This is a genomic window from Saccharopolyspora sp. NPDC003752 (assembly GCF_053605825.1).
The window spans coordinates 197,397-214,051 of sequence record NZ_JBSGJZ010000007.1 but is presented as its reverse complement, the minus strand read 5'-3'; the positions used below and the strand labels follow the sequence as shown (position 1 = coordinate 214,051).

At 71.0% G+C, this 16,655-nt stretch carries 14 protein-coding genes and 1 pseudogene; 11 read left to right on the top strand and 4 right to left on the bottom strand.

Annotated elements, in window-relative coordinates; genetic code table 11:
* Positions 1-29: 29 nt before the first annotated feature.
* The 7 genes and pseudogenes from ACWEV3_RS12180 to ACWEV3_RS12150 form a co-directional block, all read left to right on the top strand.
* Positions 30-221, top strand: a pseudogene (locus tag ACWEV3_RS12180) (MerR family transcriptional regulator); the annotation flags it as partial.
* Positions 222-511: 290 nt separating this feature from the next.
* Positions 512-1,270 carry a zinc-binding dehydrogenase gene (locus tag ACWEV3_RS12175; protein WP_452613886.1) on the top strand — a complete coding sequence of 253 codons (759 nt, stop codon included), beginning with the start codon at positions 512-514 and terminating at the stop codon, positions 1,268-1,270.
* The gene (locus tag ACWEV3_RS12170; protein WP_452613944.1) at positions 1,270-1,617 is read left to right on the top strand and encodes a transposase; all 348 of its coding nucleotides are present in this window, start codon (positions 1,270-1,272) and stop codon (positions 1,615-1,617) included. The genes ACWEV3_RS12175 and ACWEV3_RS12170 overlap by 1 nt, the downstream gene beginning before the upstream one ends.
* On the top strand, positions 1,614-1,766 hold the full coding sequence (locus ACWEV3_RS12165; RefSeq protein WP_452613885.1) for a hypothetical protein: 153 nt from the start codon (positions 1,614-1,616) through the stop codon (positions 1,764-1,766). Before ACWEV3_RS12170 ends, ACWEV3_RS12165 begins: the two co-directional genes overlap by 4 nt.
* Positions 1,759-3,276 carry an ISL3 family transposase gene (locus tag ACWEV3_RS12160; protein ID WP_452613884.1) on the top strand — a complete coding sequence of 506 codons (1,518 nt, stop codon included), beginning with the start codon at positions 1,759-1,761 and terminating at the stop codon, positions 3,274-3,276. Before ACWEV3_RS12165 ends, ACWEV3_RS12160 begins: the two co-directional genes overlap by 8 nt.
* A 48-nt stretch (positions 3,277-3,324) precedes the next feature.
* Entirely contained in the window at positions 3,325-3,966 is a 642-nt protein-coding gene (locus tag ACWEV3_RS12155) for a glycoside hydrolase family 15 protein (protein ID WP_452613883.1), read from the top strand.
* Positions 3,963-4,445 carry a hypothetical protein gene (locus ACWEV3_RS12150; RefSeq protein WP_452613882.1) on the top strand — a complete coding sequence of 161 codons (483 nt, stop codon included), beginning with the start codon at positions 3,963-3,965 and terminating at the stop codon, positions 4,443-4,445. Before ACWEV3_RS12155 ends, ACWEV3_RS12150 begins: the two co-directional genes overlap by 4 nt.
* A gap of 5 nt (positions 4,446-4,450) precedes the next feature.
* Here the strand turns inward: ACWEV3_RS12150 and ACWEV3_RS12145 are convergent, their stop codons facing one another.
* From ACWEV3_RS12145 to ACWEV3_RS12135, 3 genes are all read right to left on the bottom strand, one after another.
* A complete protein-coding gene (locus tag ACWEV3_RS12145; protein WP_452613881.1) occupies positions 4,451-5,227 on the bottom strand; it encodes an SWIM zinc finger family protein in 777 nt (258 codons plus the stop codon).
* A 195-nt stretch (positions 5,228-5,422) separates the two neighbouring features.
* Complete coding sequence (locus ACWEV3_RS12140) at positions 5,423-8,275, bottom strand: DEAD/DEAH box helicase (RefSeq protein WP_452613880.1); 2,853 nt, start codon at positions 8,273-8,275, stop codon at positions 5,423-5,425.
* Positions 8,276-8,556: 281 nt separating this feature from the next.
* Entirely contained in the window at positions 8,557-9,384 is an 828-nt protein-coding gene (locus tag ACWEV3_RS12135) for an alpha/beta fold hydrolase (RefSeq protein WP_452613879.1), read from the bottom strand.
* A 62-nt stretch (positions 9,385-9,446) separates the two neighbouring features.
* Between ACWEV3_RS12135 and ACWEV3_RS12130 the strand changes: the two genes are divergently transcribed.
* Complete coding sequence (locus ACWEV3_RS12130; RefSeq protein WP_452613878.1) at positions 9,447-10,022, top strand: CGNR zinc finger domain-containing protein; 576 nt, start codon at positions 9,447-9,449, stop codon at positions 10,020-10,022.
* Positions 10,023-10,145: 123 nt separating this feature from the next.
* A complete protein-coding gene (locus ACWEV3_RS12125; RefSeq protein ID WP_452613877.1) occupies positions 10,146-11,723 on the top strand; it encodes a hypothetical protein in 1,578 nt (525 codons plus the stop codon).
* A gap of 216 nt (positions 11,724-11,939) precedes the next feature.
* Here the strand turns inward: ACWEV3_RS12125 and ACWEV3_RS12120 are convergent, their stop codons facing one another.
* Positions 11,940-13,178 carry a serine hydrolase domain-containing protein gene (locus ACWEV3_RS12120; RefSeq protein WP_452613876.1) on the bottom strand — a complete coding sequence of 413 codons (1,239 nt, stop codon included), beginning with the start codon at positions 13,176-13,178 and terminating at the stop codon, positions 11,940-11,942.
* A 118-nt stretch (positions 13,179-13,296) separates the two neighbouring features.
* Between ACWEV3_RS12120 and ACWEV3_RS12115 the strand changes: the two genes are divergently transcribed.
* Entirely contained in the window at positions 13,297-14,697 is a 1,401-nt protein-coding gene (locus ACWEV3_RS12115) for an ATP-binding protein (RefSeq protein ID WP_452613875.1), read from the top strand.
* Positions 14,697-16,649: a VWA domain-containing protein gene (locus tag ACWEV3_RS12110; protein ID WP_452613874.1), complete on the top strand. Its 1,953-nt coding sequence runs from the start codon at positions 14,697-14,699 to the stop codon at positions 16,647-16,649. The genes ACWEV3_RS12115 and ACWEV3_RS12110 overlap by 1 nt, the downstream gene beginning before the upstream one ends.
* The last annotated feature ends 6 nt before the right edge of the window (positions 16,650-16,655 follow it).

Genomic DNA, 16,655 nt, shown 5'->3' with positions numbered 1-16,655 from the left:
CGCGGTGCTCGTGGACGTTGCCTCCAAGTATGAAGATCAGCGAAGCTTCCAAAGTCAGCGGCGTGAGTGCGAGATCGTTGCGGCACTACGAGGATGAGGGCTTGATCGTCCCTGGCCGTTTCAGCAATGGGTTCCGCGACTACTGCCAGTCCACGATCGACCGAGTGCTCGTCATCCGCTCGCTGCTGGAGTCCGGGCTGCCCGTGCGGTTGATCAGGGAACTCCTGCCCCGCCTCACTGACGGATCCGATGCTGGCACCGACGTGGTGTGCGCGGAGTTCCTGCACGAAGTGCAGGGTGGGGGTGCAGTGGTGGTGGGGGGTGGTGGTGGGGGTGGGGTGATGGGTGCAGGTGGTGGTGGTGCAGAGCTATCGCGATCGGCTCGCTGCTCGCATCGTCGTTCTCAGCGATCAGCAGGCGGCACTCGACGCCTACCTGAAGGAGGCCCGCCGCAATGATCTATGACCGCCACTTGACCTTGACGTAAGTGTCAGACTCCTACGTTCGGTGCATGGAGATCAACGAGCAGCAGCGCGCGGCTGAACAGACGGTACGAGCACTGATCCAGCGGTCGCACCGGGGACCGAAGGATCTGACCCTTACGACGGATCATCGACGCCCTACCCCAGGGCCCGGCGAGTACCTGATCCGCGTCGGCGCTGCCGGGGTCAACTTCGCTGACGTCATGCAGACCCATGGAACTTACGGGGGAGGTCCGCAGGCACCTTATGTGGCGGGCTTCGAGGCCGCCGGCGAGATCGTGGGTGTTGGCCTGGACGTCGACAACCCGCTCGAACTCGGCACCCACGTCGTCGGAGCGGGCCCGGGAGCCTTCGCGCAGTACATGACCATGCCAGCCACGGGTGTACTCCCCGTCCCTTCCGGCTGGAGCGACGCCGAAGCGCTTGGCCTGGTGCTGAACTGGGCCACCGCCTTGGCGGCACTGAAGCCACTGGGCGAGATCAAAACAGGTGAGGTGGTACTCATTCATGCCGCGGGCGGAGGCGTGGGGCAGGCCGCCGTCCGCCTCGCCCGCCACTACGGTGCGCGCGTGATCGCCACGGCGTCACCAGCGAAGCACGCTACCGTCAAAGCGCTCGGCGCTGACGAAGTCCTGGACAGCCGGCACCCTGATCTGGCTGAGGAGATCACCCGCCTGACCGGCGGTGTCGACCTGGTCCTGGAATCGGTGGGACAGGCCACGTTCGAGGTCAGTCTGTCGGTGGGACTTCACCCCGGATGTTGGACACCTGACACACTTGGATCTTGATGGTCCGGGTGGACTGGAGTCCTGTACAGATGGTGATGAAGCACTACCCGCCGGAGTTCAAGGCCGAGGCGGTTGCGTTGTACCGGTCTCGCCCTGGTACGACGATCGCGGCGGTGGCCGCGGATCTCGGGGTGAACGCCGAGACGCTGCGGAACTGGATCCGGAGTGATGACCGGCATCGCGCTGGCCCGCCTACCGAGGCCACGGCAACGCCTGCGGCCGCACCGGCTTCCGGCATGCTGGAGAGTGAGAATGCCGCGCTGCGCAGGCGGGTCCGGGAGTTGGAGGAGGAACGCGAGATCCTGCGTAAGGCGGCCAAGTATTTCGCCGGGGAGACGCGCTGGTGAACCGCTTCCAGTTCGTCGCCGAACACCAGCGCCGTTACGGCGTGAAGCGGTTGTGTCAGGTCATCGGCTCTGTCGCTGATTGCGTGATCAACGTCGCGGGTCTGGTCGTCGGGCCTGATGGGAAGTCTGTGATCATGGTCGGTGTGTGATCGTGAGTGGCTGGACGTGTTGCTGCCGCACCTGGCCGGGGTGGTGGAGCAGGTCGAGCGAGCCGGGTCGGGCGTGCTGGTCTGGGCGCGAGTGAAGGCCGAAGATGGCGTCTGCCCGTCGTGTGGTGGCCGGTCGCGGCGGGTTCACAGCCGATATGACCGTGGGCTGGCCGATGTCTCGGTGGCCGGCCAGCCGGTGACGTTGCGATTACAGGTACGCCGGTTCTTCTGTGATGGAATCGACTGTCCTGTTCGGACGTTCGCCGAGCAGGTCGACGGCTTGACTGCCAAACACGCCCGCAAGACATCCCCCAACCGTGCGGTATTAGAGCACATCGGGTTGGCGCTGGCGGGCAGGGCAGGAACACGTCTAGCGGCTCGGCTGGGGATGGCGGTCTGCCGGAGCACGTTGCTGCGCTTGGTGCATGCGCTGCCCGAACCCGAGGTCGGGACGGTCACGGTGCTGGGTGTCGATGACTTCGCGATCCGGCGGGGCCGCAAGTACGCGACGTTGCTGATCGACGCGGTCACCCACCGCCGCCTCGACGTGCTCCCAGACCGCAAAGCCGGCACTGTGGCCGCCTGGCTGCGTGAGCATCCCGGTGTTGAGGTCGTCTGCCGTGACGGGTCCGCAGCCTATGCCGAGGCCATCCGCCAGGGCGCCCCGAAGGCCGTCCAGGCCAGTGATCGGTGGCACCTCTGGCACAACCTGGCTGCAGCAGTGGAAAAGAGCGTCGTGGCCTACTCCACGTTCTGGAACACCACGCCCCGCGCGGCCGGTTCGGCGCTAGCTGAGCGCACGCGGGAACGGTTCGCCGCCGTCCACGAACTCCTCAACCAAGGGGTGGGATTGCTGGAATGTGCCCGACGGCTGGGCTGGGCCTTGAACACCGTCAAACGCTACGCCCGTGCCGAGCGGGTCGAAGACCTGCTGCGCCCGCCGCGCTACGGTCGCTGCCTGGTCGACGCCCACCGTGACCACGTCCGGAAGCGCCTGGCCGAGAACATCCCGGTTACCCGGATCCTGGCCGAGATCCGCGAACTGGGTTACACCGGCAGCGCGAACCTCCCGGTGCGCTACATCAACCAGGGACGGGCCGACCCGCAACGCCGCACGCCCTCACCACGCCGCCTGGTCTGCTGGATCATGAGCAGACCCGAGGATCTACCCGACCCCACCCGCCGCCACCTCGACGATCTGACCGCCAGCTGTCCCGGGATGACCGCCCTCGCCACCCGGGTGCGCGAATTCGCCGCGATCCTCACCGGACGCCGCGGCCAGGACCTCGCCGCCTGGACCGCCACAACCCGTGGCGACGCGCTGCCCGGCTTCGATTCCTACCTCAACGGCCTGGAAAAGGACTGGGACGCCACCACCGCGGGCCTGACCCTGCCCTACAGCAACGGCCCGACCGAAGGTATCAACAACAAGATCAAAATGCTCAAACGACAGACCTACGGCAAAGCCAGCTTCACCTTGCTACGCAAGAGAATCCTACTCGACCAGTAACCACCCACGGCGTCCTTGATCACGCAATCAGCGACAGAGCCCGATTTCGTGTGCGCGAGCTGGCGGCAAGCGGACGCGGGGATCTGGGAAGTCCGCAGCGCGCCCCGGCATTTCACCCAATCGAAGATGATGTGCTGGATCGCCCTCGACCGCGCGCTGCGCTTGGCCGAACGAGGGCTGCTTCCCCGCCGGCACGCACGCACGTGGCGGCGCGAGCAGGATGCGATCGAGGACTTCATCGAAACGCGGTGCCTGAGCGAGGACCGGAGCAGCTACGTGCGCAGCGCCGGCGCCGAGGAGGTGGACGTCAGCGTCTTGCTCGGCCTGCTGCGCGGTTATGCGGGTCCGCAGCAGCCCCGGCTGCACGGCACGATCGAGGCCATCCGCCGCGACTTGGCGCGCGGACCGTTCGTGTACCGCTACGGCGGCGACGATGGTCTGCAGGGGACGGAGGGGGCGTTCGTGGCCTGCTCGTTCTGGCTGGCCGAGGCCGTTGCGCGCTGCGGCCACCTCGAAGAGGCCGCGGAGCTGATGGACCAGCTGGTCGGGCTGGCCAACGACGTGGGCCTCTACAGCGAGGAGATCGACCCGGCCACGGGGGAGTTCCTGGGGAACATGCCGCAGGGCCTGACCCATCTGGCGTTGATCAGCGCGGCTTGTGCGATCACCGAGCAGGCGGTGGCGCGGTGACGATCTGGGGAGCGCTCGCCGGCGGGTTCATCGGCACCCTGGTGCTGACCACGGCGTTGCGCGCGGCGAACGAGTTGAAGCTGACCCGCATCGACATCCCCTTCCTGCTCGGCACCTGCCTCACGGTCAACCGCTCGCGCGCGAAAGCCCTCGGATACCTGGCGCACTTCCTCTTCGGGGAGCTGTTCGCCCTGGGCTACTACGGGCTGTTCGTCGCGCTGGGAACCAGCAGTTGGTGGTTGGGGGCGTTGTTCGGTCTGGTCCACGGCCTGTTCGCCGGAACCGCGCTGGTGAACCTCCTGCTGCCGGTGGTGCACCCGCGGATGGGAACCAGCCTGACCAGCGCTCCCCGCACCGCGCTGCTCGAACCACCGGGATTCCTCCTGCTCAACTACGGGGTGGTGACACCGGTGGTCAGCCTCCTGGGGCATGTCCTCTACGGCGCCCTCGTCGGCGGATTCATCTCCTACACCGGCTGACCTGGTCACGCTCCTTCGGCGAGCGTCCACGCGCGGTTGCGGGCGTGCTGGCCGGCGGACACGAGGTGCTGCCAGCTTTCCCGGTCGAGGCCCCGGATCTCGCCGAGCTGCCGCAGCACTTCCGGCACCCGGCCGTCCGGCCGGTGCGGGTGGACCGCGATCGCTGCCAGGTCGCCGCGCGCGGTGAACAGCGCTTCCGGGTCGAGCCGGTCGATCGTCGGGCGCTCCGGTTCGGCCGAGCCGGAGCGCGCCGCGCGCAATGCGGCCAGCAGCGGTTCCCGGTCGCGGCCGCGCAGCCTGGTGAGCAGGAACGGGTCGGCGTCCAGCATCGGGGCCAGCACGTAGTGCACCGCCGCGGCGTGCCCGCACGGCTCGTTCTTGCTGGTGCATGTGCATGTCGAGCCGAGTTCGCCGGTTCGCGGGAACAGGGACAGATCGACCTCGCGCAGCGTGTCGTCGACGTCCTCCGGCAGCTCGCCCTGCAGCAGGGCGGCGGCGTGCCGCAGCTGACCGGCGAGCGCCTCGACGGCCCTTTCCCAATCGGTGTCGGAGAAAACCGGAAGCGTCAGGACGATGTCGTGCGCCCTGCCGCGCCCGTGCACCTGGGCCCGGATCCGGCCCGGCTCGACGACCAGGTCCTGCACGGCACCGTGGCGCGCCAGCGACCTTCCGTGCGGCAGGCGCGGATTGGGATAGGTGGCGCCGAGCGATTCCAGGGCGCGCCGCCAGCGCCGTCCCCACCACGTCGCGCCGAAGGATTCCGTCCGCTTCTTGCCGCTCATGACTGGTCCGCCTCTCCGCGATTCACAGTGGTGGTTGCGTTCAGCCCACTCTCCCGTTGCGCGGTTTCTCGTGGCTGGTTTGCGTCACGGTCCCCCGGGGTGCGGTTGAGGAGGGCTGAGGTTGACACCGGGCTACTCATGAGTCCTCCGCATCTTGCGCGCGGATTTCATGAACGGGGAAGCCGTTTTCGCTCATTAGTCCTCCGTGGACAGTTCGACGAGTTCGCGCAGCGCGTCGTCGGTCAGTTCGGCCAGCCACGTCTCGCCGCTGCCGATCACCGCGTCGGCCAGGGCGCGCTTCTGCTCCAGCAGGTCGGCGATCCGCTCTTCGAGCGTCCCGTGCGCGACCAGCTTGTGGACGTGCACGCGGCGGGACTGGCCGATCCGGTGCGCGCGGTCGGTCGCCTGGTCCTCCACCGCCGGATTCCACCAGCGGTCGTAGTGCACGACGTGCGTCGCGCGGGTCAGGTTCAGGCCGGTGCCGCCCGCCTTCAGGCTGATGATCAGCAGCGGCGGGGCGGTGTCGTCGTGCTGGAAGGCGTCCACCATCGCCTGCCGCCGCGCCGTCGACACGCCGCCGTGCAGGAACGGCACCGCGGGCAGGCCCAGCTCGGCGGCCAGGTGCTCGGCTAGCAGCTCGCCCATCGCCCGGTACTGGGTGAACACCAGCGCGCGGTCGTCGGCCGCCACCACCTCGGCCAGCATCTCGGTGGCGCGGGTGAGCTTCCCGGAGCGGCCCGGGAGCGGCCCGGTCTCGCCGAGGAAGTGCGCGGGGTGGTTGCAGATCTGCTTGAGCGCCGTCAGCAGCTTGAGGATGCGCCCGCGCCGCCCGATGCCAGCGCCCAAGCCGTCGTCGAAGGTTTCCCGCACCGTCCTCCGGTACAGCGCGGCCTGCTCGTCGGTCAGCGTGCAGGTGACCACCGACTCGACCTTCGGCGGCAGGTCGGTCGCGACCTCGGTCTTGAGGCGGCGCAGCAGGAAGGGCGCGACGACCGAACGCAGCCGCCGCGCGGCGTCGGCGTCCCGCCAGCGCTCGACCGGCACCGCGAACCGCTCCTTGAAGCGGGCAAAACCGCCCAGCAGGCCGGGATTCGCGAAGTGCATGATCGACCACAGCTCGGCGAGCCGGTTCTCCACCGGCGTGCCGGTCAGCGCCACCCGGGCGCCCGCGCGCAGCCGACGGGCCGCTTGCGCGGTCTGCCCGGCGTGGTTCTTGATCTGCTGCGCCTCGTCCAGCACCACGACCTCCCAGTCCACTTCGGACAGGAGTGCGGCGTCGGTGCGCAGCAGGGGATAGGTGGTGATCACGACGGAGCCGGGGGTGAACGCCCCGGGAGCGATGGGCCGCCGCGGGCCGTGGTGGCGCACGACCGGCAGCTTCGGCGCGAAGCGGTTGAGTTCGCGCTGCCAGTTGTCCACCACCGACGTCGGGCACACCACCAGCTGCGGCCGCGTACCGGCGCGGGCGGCCAGCAGCGTGATGGTCTGCAGCGTCTTGCCGAGCCCCATGTCGTCGGCGAGCACCGCGCCGAATCCCAGCTCGGCCATGCTCTGCAGCCAGGCCGCGCCGCGCTGCTGGTAGCCGCGCAGCGTCGCGTCGATGCCGATCAGCCGTGGTTGCAGGGACGGCTCGCCGAGCCGCTCGACCAGCGTCCGCAGCCGCCCGCCGGCGGACACCTCGACCTCGCCGAGCTCGGTGGCCCGGCGCCCCTCCAGAACCGCCGCCAGCGCTTCGGACTCCGACAGCGTGTGCGTTTTCCCAAGCACGGCGCGGACGTTCTTCGCCTCGTGCACGTCGACGCTCACCCAGCGGCCGCGCCAGCGCACCAGCGGGTGGCCCGCCGCGATCAGCTCGTCGAGCTCGTCCGCCGTCAGCGCCTGGTCGCCGATGGCGGCCTCCCAGCGGAACCGCGCCGAATCCGGGGAGTGGAGGCGCGCCCGGAGGCGGCGCACCCCGGTGAGATCGGTCGGCACGTCGACGGCGATGCCCGCGGCGGTCAGCTCGGCCTCGCCGGTGGCCAGGAACTCCGCCGCCTGCGCGACGTCCAGCAGGGCTTCGGTCGGGCGCTGCTCGGACAGCGCCGCGTCCAGCGGCCGGAAGATCCGGGCCGCCTCGGCCAGCCCGCGCACCAGCGAATCCTGCGGCGAGCCGATGGAACCGCCCGGTAGCCGGAGCGTCGCAGAACCCGCCGACCAGGCCCGCGCGGCCGGCACCGACACCGTCCGGTCGGCGGCTTGGAGGTGGAGGCTCAGCGCCCACGGCGCGCCGTCGTCGGCGGGCACCTCCAGGCGCAGGCGGAGCCGGCCGCCGAGCGGACCGGCCGGGCCCGCCGGAAGCGGCCGGGCCCAGGCCAGGACCTCGGACCTGGCCTGCTCGTCGAGCCGCACCGCCGGATCCGGGCCGGTCAGCGCGGTGATCCACCTGCCTCCCCAGGAGCCGTTCCCGGCGATCGCGGTGCTCCGCGCGCAGGCGTCCGCGACGGCGTCGCCGAAGGCGGCGAGGAGTTCCGCCGCGGTCCAGAGCGCGTCGCCGCGGCGCAGCGCGTGCGCGGCCGGGGGCAGGGCCTCGGCGAGCGCGGCGAGCCGGTCGTCGTGCGGGTTGGCCAGGCGCCAGCAGGCGATGTCGTCGCGCACGTCGGGCACGAGGTGTCCGGCGGCGACGTGCTCCAGGGCCAGTTTCGCCGCGACGCTCCAGGCGATCAGCGAGTCGCCGGGGCGGTGCCAGCCCGGCCACCGGTCCGGGCTGGGCAGCGCCGCCAGCGGCGCGAGCGCGTTGCCGACCGGGATCAGCGCGGCGGGCACGTCGGCCGCCCCGACCCCGCGTCCGGACGGCAGCACGGTCGGCAGTTCCCCTTGCGCACCAAGGGGAAAGCCGAGCTCGGTCGCCGCCGCGGACGGGTCGTCGGTGCCCCACAGGGCGAGCTGTCCGGCGGACGGCAGCGGCCCGTGCGGCCGGAAGGTCGCCTGCAGTCGCGCCGGGATGCCGGTTCTTCTGGTGCTTGCCGGAGCGGTAATGGGTGTCCTCCGTTCAGGCCGGTCGGCGGGCACAGTTGTCCCCCGAGCGCGATGCCACGATTTCCCCGCTGCCGGACAACGGTACCCAAGAATCGTTGTGCTGCCCAGAAATCCAGCTCAGCGCGCTATTTGACAAATGCCGCGGATTCTGGCCGCGAAGCGATTTGACAAATCGCCTCGGATGCCTTCCAGGGAGTTGCTGACCTGCGGTTCCGCTGCTGTGGTGATGTCGCGGAAAACGTGATTCCGGTCGTTTCCGAGCGGGCCTTTCGGGGCGCATTGCCGATGCAGAACCCCGGAGCTGCCGAAAGTGGCTAGCCGAAGAAGTCGAGCAGTGCCGCCGCGGTTTTCCGCGGCTCGTCCTCGGCGATGAAGTGCCCGGCATCGGGCACCGTCGCGCGGCGGGCACCCGGAATCGCCGCGGCCAGGCGATCGCCGACCGAAGGGTCCAGCCACTCGTCCCGCTCGCCCCACAGCACCAGGGTGGGCGCGGCGATCTCGCCGAGCCGGGCCACGACCTCGCGGGTGTCCTCGAAGCTCACGGCGGCAACCTGGTCGATCCAGCGCTGTTGCCCGGCTTCGCCGCTCCAGGGCGCGAGGTACGCCGCCGCGGCGGTGCTGGACATCCGGTGCGCGGCGGTGCTGAAGCGCGCGGCGATGATGTCGCCGAAGACGTGCGGCGGCATCGTGCGGTAGGCGTCCTCGTGGGTCTGCATGTGCTCGGTGAACGGGGTGTTCCACGGGCCGAGCACGGCGGCGTCGAGCAGCGCGAGGCTCCGGGCCGGGACCCGTTCGACCAGGTGCGCCCGCAACACGATCCCGCCACCGATGTCGTGCCCGACCAGGCTCGGTTCGTCGATCCCCCAGTGCTCGACGAGCTCGGCGAGCGTCCGGGCCTGGCGGGCGATCGACGGTGCTACACCGGGTTCCGCGCGGGAATCGCCGAAGCCGAGCAGGTCCCACACGTGGACGGTGTGCCGCCGGGCGAGCACCGGCACGACGTCGCGCCACAGGTAGGACCAGGCCGGCGTGCCGTGGACCAGGATCACCGGCGGTCCGTCGCCGAAGACGCCGGTGGCGACCTCGCCGCCGGACACCTCGACCCGCTCGGTGAGCCGCCACGTCTCGGGCTTCGTGTGCATCGATCCTCCATGACTAAGGGGTATATTCATGTTTCTCCGGTTACCGTAGGGGAGGGTAAGGGTTGAAAGCAACGTTCAACGATTACGCATTGGGGGCCGGGGTGGCCACCGACCTGGTCAACACCGCGCCCGAGGTGCGGAGCGCCGGCGAGGTGCTCGTCGACCCCGCGGCCTTGGCGCATTTCCTGGAGGAGCACGAGATCCGGGTCGATGCCCTGGCGGGCGGCGGGCCGAGTGCCGCCGACCTCGATCAGGTGCGCGCGCTCCGCCAGGAGGTCCGGGCCGTCATCGAAGCCGACGAAGACCGGCTCGTCGAAGGCGCGTCGGCGCTGGTCGCGCGTGCCGTCGCCGGCCCGTCGCTGCACCGCGACGACGGCGGCCGGTGGCAGTGGCACGTCGCGACCGCGCCGCACGCATCGCTGGCCGACGAGCTGGCGGTCTTCGTGGGAACCGGGCTGCTCGGCGCTCTGCGCGCGCTGGGGCACGACCGGTTCCGGGACTGCGCTTCGCCGGTGTGCAACGGGGTTTTCGTCGACACCAGCCGGGCGGGCCGCCGCCGCTACTGCATGCCCGAGCTGTGCGGCAACCGCCTCAACGTCGCCAACCACCGGGCTCGCCGCCAAGCCGCCAAGCCCTAGCCGGGCGCCGGTGATGTGGGCGATCGGCCGCTCTTGGTAACCCGATCGGACGAGTAGTGGTTGTTAGTATGCCTGCGGTCTGGGCGCTGCCCGGCGGTTTCTCCCGCTACACCCGGAGGTTCGATGGCCCAGTCGCCCGGAGACGGCCCGAAACGCGTCGCGATCATCGGCAGCAGCGGCGGAAACCTGCACAGCCACGGCGGCGACGACCCGGCCCGGCTGCTGGCCGACATCGCGCGGCAGCTGGACGCCGCGGGCATCGAGCTGGCCGCGGTGCAGTTCGTCGCCGCGCAGTCGTCGATGGACCACGCCTCGGGCGACACCGCGGCGACCCTGTGGACGCTGGAAACCGATGGGCCCGCACCGGCCTTGCAGGGCTCGCTGGCCGAGGTCAACGAGGCGGCGGCGGAGCACGACGAGCGCCTGGCGCAATCGCTGCGCTCCGGTGAGATCGACGGCTTGATCCTGGTCAGCGCGGACCCGTCGGGTGCCAACGGCCAGGCGGTCGCCGCGGCGGCGGAGGTCCGCGCCCCGGCCAGCGGGACCGGCGGCAGCTCGCTGGCCACCGCGCAGGCCCTCGGGGTCGACCTGGTCGCCGGATCCGGCACCACCGGCACGACCAGCGCCACCCGAGCGGTGTCCTACGTGTCCGGGCTCGCCCGCCGCTGGGGCCTGAAGTACCGGCCGGTCATCGGCAGCGGACCGTCCACTGTGGCCGAAGGTGGCCCGTGGCGGCGGATCAGCATCCGCGGGATCATGGTCGGCAGCATCCCGGCGTTCATCGCTATGGCCCTGGTGCTGGCGATCAGCAAGATCCCCGGTCTCGACTTCCTGTCGCCGGTCTTCGACGCGCTCATGGAAGGGCTGCCGATCGTCGTGGCGGCCGTCGCCGCCCGCCGCGTCTCCGGGCTCGGCGAGGTCGGACTGGTCGCCGGTGCGGTGGCCGGCATCCTGTCGGCGCAGGGCGGCATCCTCGGTGGCCTGGTGGGCGGCGTGCTCGCCGGCGTGCTGGCGTCGTACCTGCTCACCTGGACGCTGGCGCGCCGGTTCCCGGCGACGACGGCGAACATCGTCACCGGCGGTCTCGCCGGGTTGCTCGGCGGGCTCGTCGTCCACTTCGCGCTCGCGCCGCTGACCAGCGCGATCGGCGACGGTGTCAAGGCCGGCATCGAGGCGCTGGTGGAGTTCAACCCGCTGCTGGCCGGTGCGGTGGCCGGACTGGTGATGTGGCCGGCGATCATCGGCGGCGTCTACCACGCGGTGATCCTGCCGCTCGTGCTGGTCGAAATGGGGGAGAAGGGGCACAGCTTCTTCGGCGCCATCGACATGGTGGGCCTGGTGATGGTCAGCCTCGGGATCACGCTGGCGAACGTGGTGCTGCCGCGCAGCAGCGGCGAGCGCGCGCTGGCGGCCTCGGGCGCGGCGGTCAACTTCGGCTTCGGCACCTTCGTGGAGGCGGCGTACCCGTTCCTGTTCGCCGACAAGCGGGTCTTCGCGGGCGCGTTGCTGAGCGCGGCGGCGGGTGGCGCGCTCGTGGGGTGGACGGGCTCGGAAGCGACGGCCTACCTGCCGGCGTTCGTGCCGCCGTTCATCGCGACGAACAAGCTCGGCATGGCCCTGGCGATGCTGGTGGCGTGCGCGTGCGCCTTCGCGGTGACGGCCCTGGCGAACCTCCACCACCGCCGGAAGCAACACGCCTGACCCGGTGATCCGCAGTTTCATTGACCTTTTTCATCCTCTACGCGGATGGCCTGTGTCCTGGGTCGTGAGTGGCTATGGCTGCTATGACGACCATGGGCACTCACGACCCCTGCACACTCGGGACCTGGCCTGACGCCGCAGACCAGGATGAAAAGGGCTCATTGAAATCGAAGGTCCGATTTCCATTGAAATTGCGGACCCACCGGGCCGGATCCCTTAGTCCACCAGGGCTTGGTAGACGAGTTGGTGCAGTTGGGAGCGGATGGGGTGGGTGCTCGACGGCATCAGCTGGGTCAGGAACAGCACCGTCAGGTCCTCCGCCGGGTCCACCCAGAACGCGGTGCTGGCCAGGCCGCCCCAGGAGAACTCGCCCGGGGAGCTGATCACCTTCGCCGCCATCGGGTCGTCGATCACCGCGAAGCCCAGCCCGAAGCCCTTGCCCGCGTTGGCCACCTCCGAGAACGCGCCGAGCGCCAGGGTTTCCAGGTCCGCGCCGCCGGGCAGGTGGTTGCGGGTCATGTACTGCACCGTGCGGCTGCCGAGCAGGCGGACCCCGTCGAGTTCGCCCTCGCGCAGCAGCATCTGCGTGAACCGGTGGTAGTCGTGCGCCGAGGAGAACAGCCCGCCGCCGCCGGAGAGGGCCTTGGGCAGCTCGAACGCCGCCGCGCCCAGCTCCGCCTGCTTCGGGTGCGGGCGGGCCTTGCCCTGCGGGTCGGCGACGTAGAGGGTGGCGAGCCGGTCGGCGTCGGCGCGGTCCACCGCGAAGCCGGTGTCGGTCATGCCCAGCGGCTCGAAGATGCGGGTGCGGAAGAACTCGTCCAGCGTCTGCCCGGACGCCACCTCCACGATCCGGCCCAGCACGTCGGTGGCCACCGAGTAGTTCCAGGCCGTGCCGGGGTCGAACAGCAGCGGCATGCTCGCCCACTCGTCGCAGCAGCCCGCCAGGTCGAGGTCGTCGGCCATGCCGTACTCGAAGCCGGCGCGGCGGTAGAGCTCGTCGACCGGGTTCAGGTAGTGGAAGGCGTAGGTGAGGCCGGCGGTGTGGGTCAGCAGGTGCCAGATCCGCATGTCCTCGCCCGCCGGGCGGGTCTGCGGGGCGCGGGCCGTGCCGCCGCTGTAGACGCGCAGCTCGGCGAAGGACGGGATGAAGTCGCTGACGGGGTCGGTGAGCTCGAACGCACCCTCCTCGTGCAGCATCATGATCGCCACCGAGGTGACCGGTTTGGTCATGGAGTAGATCCGGAACAGGGTGTCGGTCTGCACCGGGGTGCCGGCGGCGACGTCGCGCATGCCGTGCGTCGACAGGTGCGCGATCTTGCCCTGCCGGGACACCAGCGCCAGCCAGCCGGGCAGCTTGCCGGCCTCGACGTACTTGGCGAAGTGCTGGTCGATTCGGTTCAGCCGGGCGGCGTCGAACCCTGCCTCGGCGGGGTCCACCTCGATCTCCAGGGCCACTTGATCCTCCTGCGCGTGCCGTCGCGGGTTACCTGGTTTTTCTACTCTCGCCAGACCGCATGCGAAATCCTTTCTGCTATGGCAGCGCGCGTCGGTGCGTGCCGGTAGCGTCGAGGGGGTGACGACCCCGACTTCACCCGAAGGGCTGCCCCGCACGGCGGGGGAGCTGCGGTCCAGCGGCCACGCGCCGCGCAGCGTCAAGGCGGAGCTGCGCGCCAACCTGCTGACCGCACTGCGCTCCGGCCGCTCGCTGTGGCCCGGCATCGTCGGTTTCGACCAGACCGTGCTGCCGCAGCTGGAGCGCGCCCTGATCGCCGGGCACGACGTGGTGCTGCTCGGGGAGCGCGGGCAGGGCAAGACGCGGCTGCTGCGCAGCCTCACCGAACTGCTGGACGAGTGGACGCCGGTCATCGAGGGTTCGGAGCTCGGCGAGCACCCGCTGCAGCCGATCACCCCGGCCTCCCGCCGCCGCGCCGCCGAACTCGGCGACGACCTGCCGGTGGCCTGGCGGCACCGCAGCGAGCGGTACGTGGAGAAGCTGGCGACCCCGGACACCTCGGTCGGCGACCTGGTCGGCGACGTGGACCCGGTGAAGGTCGCCGAGGGGCGCTCGCTGGGCGACCCGGAGACGATCCACTTCGGACTGGTGCCCCGCGCGCACCGCGGCATCGTCACCGTCAACGAGCTGCCCGACCTGGCCGAGCGGATCCAGGTGGCGCTGCTGAACGTGATGGAGGAGCGGGACATCCAGATCCGCGGCTACAGCCTGCGGTTGCCGCTGGACGTGCTGCTGGTCGCCACCGCCAACCCGGAGGACTACACCAACCGGGGCCGGATCATCACGCCGCTGAAGGACCGCTTCGGCGCGGAGATCCGCACCCACTACCCGCTGGACGTCGACGACGAGATCTCGCTGGTGCGCCAGGAGGCGGACCTGCCCGCGGAGGTCGGCGACCACCTGCTGGAGGTGCTCGCGCGCTTCGTCGGCCACCTGCGCGAGTCCAGCGCCGTCGACCAGCGCTCCGGCGTGTCGGCCCGGTTCGCCATCGCCGCCGCCGAGACGGTCTCAGCCGCCGCGCTGCACCGCTCCGCGGTGACCGGCGAGCACCCGGCGGTCGCGCGGCCGGTCGACCTGGCGGCGGTGCCCGCCGTGCTGCGCGGCAAGATCGAGTTCGAGGCCGGCGAGGAGGGCCGCGAGGACGAGCTGCTCGGCTACCTGCTGCGCCGCTCGGTCGCCGACACCGCCCGCGGCCTGTTCGCCGGGCTGGACCTGCAGTCGCTGGCCCAGGCCGTCGTCGACGGCCACCCGGTGGCCACCGGCGAGCGCATCGCCGGGCACGACGTGCTCACGGCGCTGCCGGAGCTGCCGGTGCTGCACCAGGTCGCGGAGCGGCTCGGCGTGCGGGCCGGGGACCCGCCGGGGCGGATCGCCAGCGCCGTCGAGCTCGCGCTGGAGTCGCTGTACCTGGCGAAGCGGCTCGGCAAGGACGCCGAGGACGACCGGTCGGTGTACAGCTGATGAGCCGCCGGTTCCGGTACGACGCGTGGCACGGCGGGACGGACCCCCTGGCCCCGCCGGTGGACCTGCGCGCCGCGCTGGACCAGATCGGCCGCGACGTCATGGAAGGCGCGTCGCCGCGCTCCGCGCTGGAGGAGATGCTGCGCACCGGAACCCGCGACACCGCCGGGCTCGACGAGCTCACCCGGCGGCTGTGGCAGCGGCGCAGCGAGCTGCAGCGGCGGCACCGGCTGGACGGGACGCTCTCCGAGGTCCGCCGGCTGCTGGACCGCGCGCTGCAGCAGGAGCGGCTGGCGCTCGCGGTCGACACGAGTGAGGACGCGCGGTTCCGCGAGCTGCAGCTCGACGCGCTGCCGCCGGACGTCGCCGGTCAGGTCGCCGAGCTGGCGAACTACGACTGGCGTTCGCCGGACGCGCGGGAGGCGTTCGAGGAGATCCGGCAGATGCTGGGCACCGAGTTCCTCGAACAGCGCTTCCAGGGCATGAAGCAGGCGATGGAGCACGTCACGCCCGAGGACGTCGAACGGGTGCGGCAGATGCTCGACGACCTGTCGGCGCTGCTGGCCGCGCACGCCCGCGGCGACGCCGACGTCCAGCAGAAGTTCGAGCAGTTCATGGCCCAGCACGGCGAGTTCTTCCCGGAGAACCCGCGCGACGTCGACGAGCTCATCGACGCGCTGGCGGCGCGCTCGGCCGCCGCGCAGCGGCTGCTGAACTCCATGAGCGAGCAGCAGCGCGCCGAGCTGATGTCGTTGTCGCAGCAGGCATTCGGCGATCCGCGGATCGCGCAGGCGTTGCAGCGGCTCGATCAGCAGCTGCAGGGGCTGCGGCCGGGCGAGGACTGGACGGGCCAGGCGCGGTTCCGCGGCGACCAGCCGATGGGCCTGGCCGAGGCGACCGCGGCGATGGCCGAGCTCGGCGAGCTGGACCGGCTGGCGGAGCAGCTGGGGCAGGCGTATCCGGGCGCGAGCCTGGAGGACATCGACCTGGAGGCGCTGGCACGGCAGCTCGGCCCGCAGGCGGTCGTCGATGCGCAGCGGCTTTCGGAGATCGAGCAGCAGTTGCGGCAGCAGGGCCTGTTGCAGCGCGCACCCGATGGCAGCCTCCGGCTGTCGCCGCGAGCGATGCGGCGGCTCGGGGAGACCGCGCTGCGGTCGGTGATCTCGCAGCTGCGGTCGCGACGCGGCGAGCGCGACACCGATCGCGCGGGCGCGGCGGGGGAGCTGACCGGCACCACGCGGCCGTGGAGCTACGGCGACGCGGAGCCGTGGGACGCCGTGCGCACGGTGCGCAACGCGGTGCTGCGGCGCGCGGGGGAGGGCCCCGACTCGGCGCTGCTGGACATCTCGGACCTGGAGGTGGCGGAGACCGAGCAGCGCTCGCGCGCGGCTGTGGTGCTGTGCGTGGACACGTCGTGGTCGATGGTGCAGGACGGCCGCTGGGTGCCGATGAAGCGCACCGCGCTCGCGCTGCACCACCTGGTCGCGACCCGGTTCCGGTCGGACGCGCTGCAGCTGGTCACCTTCGGCCGCTACGCGTCCACTGTGGATGTGGGTGAGCTCGCCGCGCTGGAAGGGGTTTGGGAGCAGGGCACGAACCTGCACCACGCCCTGCTGCTCGCGGGGCGCCACCTGCGCCGCCACCCGGACGCCCAGCCCGTGGTGCTCGTCGTGACCGACGGCGAACCGACCGCGCACCTCGAACCCGACGGCGAAGCGGTGTTCCAGTACCCGCCGACGCCGCACACCCTCGGCGTGACGCTGTCCGAAGTGGACGCATTGCACCGGTTGGGGACCACGCTGAGCGTCTTCATGCTCGGCGAGAACCCGCGCCTGAAGGCGTTCGTGGACATCGTCGCCCGCCGCGGCGGCGGCCGGGTCCTGTCGCCCACCGCGGACGGCCTCGGAGCGGCGGTCGTCGGCGACTACCTGCGGACCAAGCGCCGCCGCTAGGGTGCG

Bases quoted from the DNA above. Each gene is read 5' to 3' on its own strand.
- ACWEV3_RS12175 (WP_452613886.1), top strand. From the start codon at position 512: ATGGAGATCAACGAGCAGCAGCGCGCGGCTGAACAGACGGTACGAGCA.
- ACWEV3_RS12170 (WP_452613944.1), top strand. From the start codon at position 1,270: ATGGTCCGGGTGGACTGGAGTCCTGTACAGATGGTGATGAAGCACTAC.
- ACWEV3_RS12145 (WP_452613881.1), bottom strand. From the start codon at position 5,227: ATGAGCGGCAAGAAGCGGACGGAATCCTTCGGCGCGACGTGGTGGGGA.
- ACWEV3_RS12135 (WP_452613879.1), bottom strand. From the start codon at position 9,384: ATGCACACGAAGCCCGAGACGTGGCGGCTCACCGAGCGGGTCGAGGTG.
- ACWEV3_RS12125 (WP_452613877.1), top strand. From the start codon at position 10,146: ATGGCCCAGTCGCCCGGAGACGGCCCGAAACGCGTCGCGATCATCGGC.
- ACWEV3_RS12110 (WP_452613874.1), top strand. From the start codon at position 14,697: ATGAGCCGCCGGTTCCGGTACGACGCGTGGCACGGCGGGACGGACCCC.